General features: G+C 68.7%; 7 protein-coding genes. 4 read left to right on the top strand and 3 right to left on the bottom strand.

Annotated features, from left to right (window positions below):
• Positions 1-6 precede the first annotated feature (6 nt).
• Positions 7-327, top strand: coding sequence for a thioredoxin (gene trxA, locus H5395_RS06360; protein ID WP_182791712.1), 321 nt, complete (start codon positions 7-9; stop codon positions 325-327).
• 32 nt (positions 328-359) lie between these two features.
• Here the strand turns inward: trxA and H5395_RS06355 are convergent, their stop codons facing one another.
• Positions 360-2,051 carry a bifunctional diguanylate cyclase/phosphodiesterase gene (locus H5395_RS06355; protein ID WP_182791711.1) on the bottom strand — a complete coding sequence of 564 codons (1,692 nt, stop codon included), beginning with the start codon at positions 2,049-2,051 and terminating at the stop codon, positions 360-362.
• Between the two features lie 166 nt (positions 2,052-2,217).
• Here H5395_RS06355 and H5395_RS06350 point away from each other — a divergent pair, with 166 nt between their 5' ends.
• Genes H5395_RS06350 through H5395_RS06340 form a run of 3 tightly spaced genes read left to right on the top strand, consistent with a single transcriptional unit; the run spans position 2,218 to position 5,908 of the window.
• A complete protein-coding gene (locus H5395_RS06350) occupies positions 2,218-2,724 on the top strand; it encodes a 2Fe-2S iron-sulfur cluster-binding protein (RefSeq protein WP_182791709.1) in 507 nt (168 codons plus the stop codon).
• Positions 2,721-3,695, top strand: a complete 975-nt coding sequence (locus H5395_RS06345; RefSeq protein ID WP_182791708.1) for a xanthine dehydrogenase family protein subunit M — start codon at positions 2,721-2,723, stop codon at positions 3,693-3,695. Before H5395_RS06350 ends, H5395_RS06345 begins: the two co-directional genes overlap by 4 nt.
• The gene (locus H5395_RS06340) at positions 3,695-5,908 is read left to right on the top strand and encodes a xanthine dehydrogenase family protein molybdopterin-binding subunit (RefSeq protein ID WP_182791706.1); all 2,214 of its coding nucleotides are present in this window, start codon (positions 3,695-3,697) and stop codon (positions 5,906-5,908) included. The genes H5395_RS06345 and H5395_RS06340 overlap by 1 nt, the downstream gene beginning before the upstream one ends.
• 15 nt (positions 5,909-5,923) lie before the next feature.
• Here the strand turns inward: H5395_RS06340 and H5395_RS06335 are convergent, their stop codons facing one another.
• A complete protein-coding gene (locus H5395_RS06335) occupies positions 5,924-7,522 on the bottom strand; it encodes a M10 family metallopeptidase C-terminal domain-containing protein (protein WP_182791705.1) in 1,599 nt (532 codons plus the stop codon).
• 108 nt (positions 7,523-7,630) lie between these two features.
• The gene (pheT, locus tag H5395_RS06330) at positions 7,631-10,036 is read right to left on the bottom strand and encodes a phenylalanine--tRNA ligase subunit beta (protein WP_182791703.1); all 2,406 of its coding nucleotides are present in this window, start codon (positions 10,034-10,036) and stop codon (positions 7,631-7,633) included.
• Positions 10,037-10,072 lie beyond the last annotated feature (36 nt).

Below are 10,072 nucleotides of genomic sequence, written 5' to 3'. Positions count from 1 at the left end.
GCTCCCATGGCCACGACCAAAGCCACCGACGCCGATTTCGACAGCGTCGTCCGTCAGTCCGATGTCCCCGTCGTGGTGGACTTCTGGGCCGAATGGTGCGGCCCCTGCCGCCAGATCGGCCCGGCGCTGGAGGAACTGTCCGACGAATACGCCGGCCGCGTGAAGATCGTGAAGGTCAACGTGGACGAGAACCCCGACATCCCGGCGACGCTGGGCGTTCGCGGCATCCCGGCGCTGTTCATGTTCAAGGACGGCGAGGTGGTGTCGAACCGCATGGGCGCGGCGCCCAAGGCCTCGCTGAAGGCCTGGATCGACGAGGCGGTCTGACGCCTTTGAACGCCGTCCGAACGGGGCGGCGTTCACGCCACCGCCGGGCGGTTCCCGTAAAGATCGGACAAGCGCCGCGGCCGGTCGAAGTAATAGCCCTGCACCAGCCGGACGCCTGCGGCCCGCAGCGACTCCAGTTCGGCGTCGGTCTCGATCCCTTCCGCCACCACCGTCAGGCCGAGGTCGTCGCAGAGGTTGACGACATGGCGCAGCACCAGCCAGGCGCGGTCGCTGGTGCAGCAATCGGCGATGAAGTCGCGCGACAGCTTGATCCCGTCGAAGCGGCCGGAACTCACATGCGACAGTGCCGCGTATTCGGTCCCGAAATCGTCCAGCACCAGCCGGAAGCCGTGGCGGCGCAGGCTTTCGACCTCGGTCCCCGAGGCGACGGCGCTGGCCGAGACGCTTTCCGTCAGTTCAAGCGTCAGCCGCCGGGGATCGACCCCATGGGCGCCGACGATCGCGGCGGCGGCATCGGCAAAGCCCGGCTCGGCCAGTTGCCGGGCCGAGACATTGACGTTCAGCCGCACATCCCCCGGCACGCGCAGCAGGTCGGCGCAGGCGCGGTCCAGCACCCAGCGCCCGAGTTCCGAGATCATGCCGTTCTGCTCGGCCAGCCGCACGAAGGTCGATGGCTCGACGCGCCCGAACTGCGGGTGCTGCCAGCGCAGCAGCGCCTCGAAGGCAAAGGCCTGCGCGCTGTCCAGCGACACGATGGGCTGATATTCCAGAAAGAGCTCGTTGTTGCGGCAGGCCGAGCCGATGGCGTGCAGCAGCAGTTGCCGCGCGTCCGATTCGTCCTGCATCGCGGCTTCGAAGCGGACCGCCGTGCCCGGCTGCGACTTGGCGTGGTAAAGCGCAAGGTCGGCCCGCCGCAACACGGTCGAGACAGGATTCGGCGCGGTCCAGTCCGCATCGGCGATGCCGGCGCTGATGCCCGTCGGGCAGCGAAGGCTGCCAACGTCGAAGCCCGCGGCGCAGGTGGCCGACAGCCGCGCGAACAGCGCCTGCGCCTCGGCCTCGTCGGCCAGCACGACGCAGAATTCATCCCCGCCCATCCGCGCGCAGACGGCGTGGGGCGGGGCGCTGGCGACCAGCGCCCGCGCCAGCCGCACCAGGAAGCGGTCGCCGACATGGTGGCCATGGATGTCGTTGATCGCCTTGAAGCGGTCCACGTCGATCAGCGCCACCGTGGCCGAGGCGTTCTTGTCCGACAGCCTGTGCAGATGATCGTAAAGCGAGCGGCGGTTGCCGAGGCCGGTCAGCGCATCGCGTTCGGCCAGATAGCGGGCGCGTTCCAGCGCCAGCCGTTCCTCGTGCATGTCCTCCAGCGTGCCCACCCATTCGGCAGGGTAGCCCGGCCTTTCGGGGATCAGCACCCCGCGCCCGCGCATCCAGCGCCAGCGGCCCTGGGCGTCCAGAACCCGGCCTTCCGCCAGCACCGAACTGCCGATCTCTCGGCCACGGAAGTCCAGCCGGGCACGGTCCTCGGGGTGGAAGCGGGCGATCGCCGCGCGGTCCAGCGCGCTGTGGTCGGGCAGGCCGGTCAGCGCCTGCCAGCCCTTGGCCGCAATGATGCGCCCGGACAGATCCGCCCGCCACAGGACCAGCGCCCCCGCCCTCAGCGCCGCGCTGTAGCGTTCGCAACTGCGCTGCAGGATCTCCTCGGGCGTGGCGGACGCAGTGTCATCGCCCAGGAAGCCGTCGTCGTGCCAGTCAACCATGGGCTTTACACGTCACAACCAATCCTTGTGCTTCTACAAGCGAATTCCTGCCGGTCAAAGGGAAACTGCTTGCCATGTCCGCGGCATAACCGCGCCGCGGCAGTGCCACATGGAACCGGCCCCGCTTGCTGTCGTTGAGGAAACAGCCAACCTTCGGGGAACAGCCATGCAGATCAGCCTGACCATCAACGGCCAGCCGCGCGAGCTTGAGATCGACGACCCGCGCGTGACCCTGCTGGACCTGCTGCGCCAGCGTCTGGACCTGACCGGGACCAAGAAGGGCTGCGACCACGGCCAATGCGGCGCCTGCACGGTGCTGCTGGACGGCCAGCGGATCAATTCCTGCCTGACGCTGGCCGTCATGCACGACGGGGCCGCCATCACCACCATCGAGGGGCTGGGCACGCCCGAGGCGATGTCGGACCTGCAGCGCGCCTTTGTCACCCACGACGGGATGCAATGCGGCTATTGCACGCCGGGGCAGATCGTCTCGGCCACCGCCATGCTGGAGGAAGCCGCCCGCGGCTGGCCCAGCGCCGTCAGCCCCGATCTGACCGCACCGACCTTCGACGAGGAGGAGGTGAGGGAAAGGATGTCGGGGAACCTCTGCCGCTGTTCCTGTTATCCGAACATCGTTGATGCGATCCGCAGCGTGGCGGAGGATGCGGCATGATCCCCTTCACCTACCAGCGCGCGGGCGACGAGGTTGCGGCTCTGGCCGCACAAGGCCGCTTCATCGCCGGGGGCACCAACCTTCTGGACCTGATGAAGCTGGAAATCGAGCGTCCGCCGGCGCTGGTGGACATCAATCCCCTGCCCTTGGCCGGGATTTCCGAAGAGGCCGAGGGCCTGCGGATCGGCGCCATGGTCCGCAATGCCGAACTGGCGGCGGACGCGCGGGTACGCCGGGACTGGCCGCTTCTGTCCCGCGCGATCCTGTCGGGGGCCAGCCCCCAGATCCGCAACCGCGCCTCGACCGGCGGCAACCTGCTGCAGCGGACGAGGTGCCCGTATTTCTACGACCTCGACGCCCGTTGCAACAAGCGCGAGCCGGGGTCGGGCTGCGATGCCATCGGCGGGCGGAACCGCAACCTCGCCATTCTTGGCGCCTCTGAAAACTGCATCGCCACCTTCCCCGGCGACATGGCGGTGGCGCTGGTGGCGCTGGACGCACAGATGGAAATCACCAGCCCCTCAGGGGTGCGGACGATCCCGGTGGCCGAATTCCACCGCCTGCCGGGCGATCATCCCGAACGCGACACCGTGCTGGAACCGGGCGAACTGATCCGTGCCGTCCTGCTGCCTGCGCCCACCGGCGGCATCCAGATCTACCGCAAGGTCCGCGACCGGCGCAGCTATGCCTTTGCGCTGGTCTCGGTCGCGCTGGACCTGACGATCGAGGAGGGGCAGATCGCCCGGCTGGCGCTGGCCATCGGCGGGGTCGCCGCAAAGCCCTGGCGGGTGCCCCAGGCCGAGGCCGCCCTGACCGGCACCGGCGGCGATGCCGCCGCCGTTGACGCCGCCGCCGACATCATCCTGCAGGACGCGCAGGGACAGGGCGACAATGATTTCAAGATCCCGCTGCTGCGCCGCACGCTGCATGCGGCCATGCGGCAGGCCCTGGACGGCAGAAAGGTTGCGTGATGCGCGATGCCATCGAACTGAAGCTGTCCCACCGGATGGATGCCAAGGACGAGACGAACTTCCTCGACACCACGGCGCAGGGGGTGATCCATGCGCCGCTGGATCGTCCTGACGGGCCGCTGAAGGCCACCGGCCGCGCGACCTATGCCGACGAGGATCACCCCGAGGGCACGGTCTACGGCTTCTTCGTCCGCAGCCCCATCGGCAAGGGCTTCGTCACCGGCATGAACAAACCCGAGCTGATGGCGATGCCGGGCGTTCTGGCGGTGCTGCGCGACGACCGGATGCTGCAGACCCCGGCGCAGGGCCAGGCGGGCAAGGCGCCGATGCGGGGACCGTCCGAGATCCTTTATGTCGGCCAGCCCATCGCGCTGGTCGTGGCCGAAACCTTTGAGCAGGCGCGTCATGCCGCGCTGAACGCGCGCCCCGAGCTGATCGAGCGCAAGCCCACGGTCAGCGCCGAGCCTTCCGACTATGCCACCCCAAAGGCCAAGCAATCGGCGCAGGGCGATCTGGACCGCGCCATGACCGAGGCCGCGCATCGGCTGAACGTGGCCTACACGACCCCCTCGATGACCCATGCCGCAATGGAACCCCATGCCGCCGTCGCCTGGTGGGAAGACGGCAGGCTGACGGTGCGCGGGTCGTACCAGATGCTCAAGTTCAACAAGGCCGAGCTGGCGGATGCGCTGGGTGTGCGGGCGAAGGATGTCCGCATCCTGTCGCCCTTCGTCGGCGGCGGCTTCGGCAGCAAGCTTGGCATCTCGCACGAGGCGGTGGCGGCGGCCATCGCGGCGAAGAAGCTGGGTCGGCCGGTCGCCATCGCCCTGCACCGGCGCAATGTCTGCGAGGCGACCACGCGGCGGTCGGAATCGCGCCAGCGGGTGCGGCTGGCGGCGGATGCCGAGGGGCGGCTGACCGGCTTCGGGCATGAGGCCTGGGTGTCCTCGCTGCCGGGGGAGTCGTTCTCGGAGCCGGTGACGCAAGCCTCGCCCTTTACCTATGCGGGCGAGAACCGGGTGGTCGGCCACCATGTCGCCTCGTTGAACGTGACCAACGCGGGGTCCATGCGGGCGCCGGGCGAGGCGATCGGCGTGCCGGTCATCGAATGCGCGATGGACGAACTGGCCGAGGCCACGGGGATCGATCCCATCGAGCTGCGGCTGCGGAACATCCCGGAGGACGAGCCGGGCACCGGTCGCGCCTATTCCTCGCACCGGATGGCGGACTGCCTGCGCGCGGGGGCCGAGGCTTTCGGCTGGGACCAGCGCCAGCCTGCGGGCACCCGGCGCGAGGGCGAATGGCTGGTGGGCATCGGCATGGCGACCGCGGTGCGGGTCAACATGCTGCAGGAATCCGAGGCCACGGTGATCCTGAACCCCGACGGCACTGCGCGGGTCGAAACCGACATGACCGACATCGGCACCGGCAGCTACGCGATCCTGACCCAGATCGTGGCCGAAGCGCTGGGCTTGCCCATGGACCGGGTGACGACAGTGCTGGGGGACAGCGAACTGCCGCCCGCCTCGGGTTCGGGCGGGTCGTTCGGGGCGGCTTCCGCGGGATCGTCGGTGCTGCTGGCGGCGCAGGCGGTCCGGGCAGAGATCGCAAGGCGGCTGGAGGTAGACCCCGGGGAACTGACGCTGAAAGACGGCGCGGCCATCGCCGGGAACCGCATCCTGCCACTGGCCGAGATCCTTGACGGCGATTCGCTGAAGGCCAAGGGCCATATCCAGCCGGGTCTTGCCGAAAAGACCGTGCGCCAGGCAAGCTGGGGCGCGCAATTCGCCGAGGTCGCCGTCAGCGCCCTGACCGGCGAGGTGCGGGTCCGCCGCCTTTCGGCCACCTTCGCGACAGGCCGCATCCTCAACGAGAAGACCGCCCGCTCGCAATGCATCGGCGGCATGATCTTCGGCCTCGGCGCTGCCCTGATGGAGGAGGTCCAGCACGATCCCCGCGACGGCCATTTCGTCAATCGCGATCTCGCGGAATACCACGTCCCCGCCAACCTGGACGTGCCGCATATCGACGTGACCTTCCTGCCCGACCGCGATCCTTACGCGAATCCCATGCAGGCCAAGGGCATCGGCGAGGTCGCCATCTGCGGCACCGCCGGCGCGATCCTGAACGCGATCCACAACGCGACGGGCGTGCGGATCAGGGATTTCCCGGCCACGCCCGACAAGCTGATCGCGCATCTGCCGATGACCTGAGTCCGTCCCTTCGGATCACCAGATGAAGTCGTCGGCGGCGAGGTCCGAAAGCCTCGTCCATTCGATGCGCAGCGTTTGGCCGTCCTGGCGGAACTCGACATGGTTGCCGGCTTCGGTCAATTTCCCGCGGACATCGGCCCATGAATCCAGCCCGGAAAAGCTGCTCAGGTTGATGCTGTCCTGAACGGGATCGAAGTTGCGGATGGTGTCCGAGCCGAGGTTGAAGACGAAGCGATCTGCCCCAGCGCCCCCGCGCAGCAGGTCATTGCCCGCACCGCCGTCGAGAAAGTCGCTGCCGCCCTCGGCCGCGAGGTCATCGTTGCCGGCGCCACCGTAAAGGGTGTCGTTGCCCACGCCGCCAATGATGATGTCATGGCCGCCGCCGCCCTCGATCCGGTCGTTGCCTGCTTGGCCGAACAGCCGGTCGCCGCCGTCGCCGCCTTCCAGCCGGTCGTGTCCGGCATTGCCCGACAGGCTGTCCGAGCCGGCGCCCCCGATCAGCCGGTCATCGCCGCTGCCGCCGATCAGCACGTCATTGCCAATCCCGCCATCCAGATAATTCGTACCGGCCGATTCGATCAGGCGGTCATTGCCGGCCCCGCCGTAAAGCGAATCGTTGCCGGCGCCGCCGATCAACTGGTCGTTGCCATCCTCGCCCCAGAGCTTGTCGTTCCCGGCGCCCCCATCCAGGACGTCATTGCCGGCCCGGCCATAAAGCAGGTCGTTGCCGGCGTTCCCCGCCAGCCGGTTGGCGGCTGCATTGCCGGTGATCCTGTCGGCGCCCTGCCCGCCGGTCGCATTCTCGATCTGCGTGTCGGGCGCGATCTGCATGTTGCCCATCGCGCCCATGACGTCCGAGATCGCCCCGGCCGCAAGGTCGATCCGCTGACCCGCCGTGCTTCTGGCGAAGTTCACATGATCGGTTCCACCGCTGTCCGCGATCAGGAAGGTCGCCCGAGCGCCGAGGCTCGCCGCCACATCCAGCGAACCGCCCGCGTTCGAGTTCACCCCGTAGACCGTGTTCCCGGCATGGATGGTTGCGGGACCATACATCTGCTTCAGCGCAAGGTAATCGGCCACCATCGGCGTCAATTGATAGGCCTTGGTCGCGTTGATCCGGGTGTTCTCGTCCTGGTCGAAATAGGACATCAGGCTGATCTGCCAGCTGTCATTGTGGATGGCCGACTGCGAGAACTCGCGCGCCCGGCCATAATCCTGCGGATGGCCCAGCCCGAGGGCGTGCAGCGTCTCGTGCATGTAGGTGCGGAAAGCGAAGCTGCCGTAGCCGTCCGTGTCACTGACCCGGTCGTTCGAGATCCGCACAGTAGCCTTGTTGATGGTCGCCCCCGAGGCCGTCGTGCGGGTGTTCGCCCCGGTTCCGTCGTTGCTGTAGGTGATCTGGGCCGCGCCCGTGGTCTCGCGGAACCGCAGGCCGGTCACTTCGCCGATCTCGCCCAAGGCGGCGCGGGCAAGCCATTTCTCCTGCCCTGTCAGGTCGGTGATATTGACGCTGATCGCGCCGTCGGAACCCGGACGCATCGTCCGGGTCACGCCGTCGCTGTAGAGGCTGGTCATCAGCCGCTGGGCATATTGCTGTGGGGACAGAACCGACACGGGCAGAATCCTTCCGAACGGGGGCAGGCCCAGCCTAGGACAGCATAGACCCGCTCACCAACCTTAGATTGTGCTTGTGGTTAATTATCCACCAACACGCGAGAAAGCTCAGCCGCGCAGGGTTCCCCCCGTGGCCTTGCCCACCTTCTCGACGATCTTCGCCGCGACCGCCTCGATGTCCGCGTCGGTCAGGGTCTTGCCCTTTGGCTGCAGGCGGACGGTCAGGGCGATGGACTTTTTGCCCAAACCCATCTGCGCCTCGGCCCGTTCGCCCTTGAACTCGTCGAAGACGGTGACACGCTCGACCAGCGCCTTGTCGGCGCCTTGCGCCGCGTTGACCAGCGCCAGCGCCTCGACGCGGTTGTCCACGACGAAGGCGAAGTCGCGTTCCACCGCCTGCAGGTCGCTGATCTCCAGCGCAGGGCGCGTGGGGGTCTTGACCTTGGGCAGCGGCACGTTGGCGAGATGGACGGTGAAGGCGACCGCCGGTCCCTTGACGTCCAGCGCCTTGAGGATGCGGGGGTGGACCTCTCCGAACGTCGCCAGCCGCTTAGGCCCCAGCGCGATGTTGCCGGCGCGGCCGGGGTGCCACCAGCCGTCGAGCTTGCGGTCGATCTGGGCGCGGGCAGGCGCGCCGATGGCGGAGAGGATCGCCTCGGCATCGGCCTTGGCGTCATAGATGTCCACCGCGCGGCGAGAGCCATGCGGGTCGCGGGGGGCGTTCCCCCCAACCAGCAGGCCGGAAAGCTGCACTGCCTGCTCGCCCGGCTCGCCGCCGGTGAAGACGGGGCCGACCTCGAACAGCGACAGGTCCATGAAACCGCGCGCCTGGTTGCGGGCAGCCGCCGCCAGCAGGCCGGGCAGCAGGTCGGGGCGCAGGTGGGTCATTTCCGACGAGATCGGGTTCTCGATCCGCACCGCCTCGGACCCGCCGCCGAACAGCGCGGCCGAGGGCTGGTCGATGAAGCTGTAGGTCACGCATTCGTTGTAGCCCAGCGCCGCCGCCATCCGCCGGGCGGCGGACTCGCGGCGCTGCAGGGGGGTCAGCACCGGCTGCGGCACGCCCGCGCGGGGGCGCGGCAGGGGCTGGCCCTGCAGGCGCGAGAGGCTGGCGATGCGGGCGATTTCCTCGACCAGATCGGCCTCGCCCTGCACGTCCGGGCGCCAGCTTGGCACATGGGCCATGGCGCCCTCCAGCCGGAAGCCCAGCGCCTCCAGCGTGGCGCGCTGCTCGGCTTCGGGGATGTCCAGCCCAACAAGGCTCTGGGTCCGCGCCGGGTCCAGCCGGTAGGCGCGGGCATGGTCCGGGGCAGCGCCGGTCTCGACCACGTGGCTGGCCTCGCCGCCGCAGAGATCGAGGATCAGCCGCGTTGCCAGTTCCAGCCCGTCGCGGGTGAAAGCCGGGTCCACGCCGCGCTCGAAGCGATAGCGGGCGTCCGAGTTGATCCTCAGCGCCCGCCCGGTCGCCGCGATGCCGATGGGCTGCCAGTATGCGCTTTCGAGGAAGACGTCGGTGGTGGCCTCGGTCACGCCCGAGGCCTCTCCGCCCATGATGCCCGCAAGGCTTTCCGGGCCGTGGTCGTCCGCGATCACCAGGTCGCCCGCGCGCAGGGCATAGGTCTTGCCGTCGAGCGCGAGCAGGCTTTCCCCGTCCCGCGCGCCGCGCACGGTCAGGTCGCCTTGGACTTTGGCCGCATCGAAGACATGCAGCGGGCGGTTCAGGTCGAAGGTGAAGAGGTTGGTGATATCGACCAGCGCCGAGATCGGCCGCAGCCCGATGGCGCGCAGACGCTGCTGCAGCCAGTCCGGCGAGGGGCCGTTCGTCACGCCCCGGATCAGCCGGCCCGTGAAATGCGGGGCGCGGTCCAGCACGTCCGGCGCGATGGTCACGCCGAGGGGGCTGTCATAGCTGCCCGCGACGGCCTGAACCTCCAGCGGCTTCAGCACCCCCAGCCCCCGCGCGGCGAGGTCGCGGGCGATCCCCCGCACGCCCAGCGCGTCGGGGCGGTTCGGGGTGATCTTGATGTGGATCATCGGGTCGATCTTCTCCGGCGCGTTCTCGGCCAGCCAATCGACGAAGCGCTGCCCGACCTGCCCCGAGGGCAGCTCGATGATGCCGTTGTGCTCGTCGGAAAGCTCAAGCTCGCGCTCCGAGGCCAGCATGCCGTGGCTCTCGATCCCCCGGATCTTCCCGACGCCGAGGGTGGTGTCGATGCCCGGCACATAGTCGCCGGGCTTGGCCAGCACGCCGACCAGCCCCGCCCGCGCATTCGGCGCGCCGCAGACGACCTGCTTCTCGCCCTCGTCGGTTTCCACCCGCAGCACCCGCAGCCGGTCGGCATCGGGATGCGGCTCGGCATGCTCGATCCGGGCGAGGGTGAAGGAGGACAGCTTCGCGGCGGGATCGACGACCTCCTCGACCTCGAGCCCGAGGTCGGTCAGCGCGTCGGTGATCTCGGTCAGGGTCGCCGTGGTGTCGAGATGGTCACGGAGCCAGGAGAGGGTGAGTTTCACTGCCGGAGCTCCCTACAAATCATCAATACCCGGCGG

The organism is Paracoccus sp. MC1854, from assembly GCF_014164635.1.
Lineage (GTDB): Bacteria > Pseudomonadota > Alphaproteobacteria > Rhodobacterales > Rhodobacteraceae > Paracoccus.
This window is presented reverse-complemented; position numbering and strand designations above follow the sequence as displayed.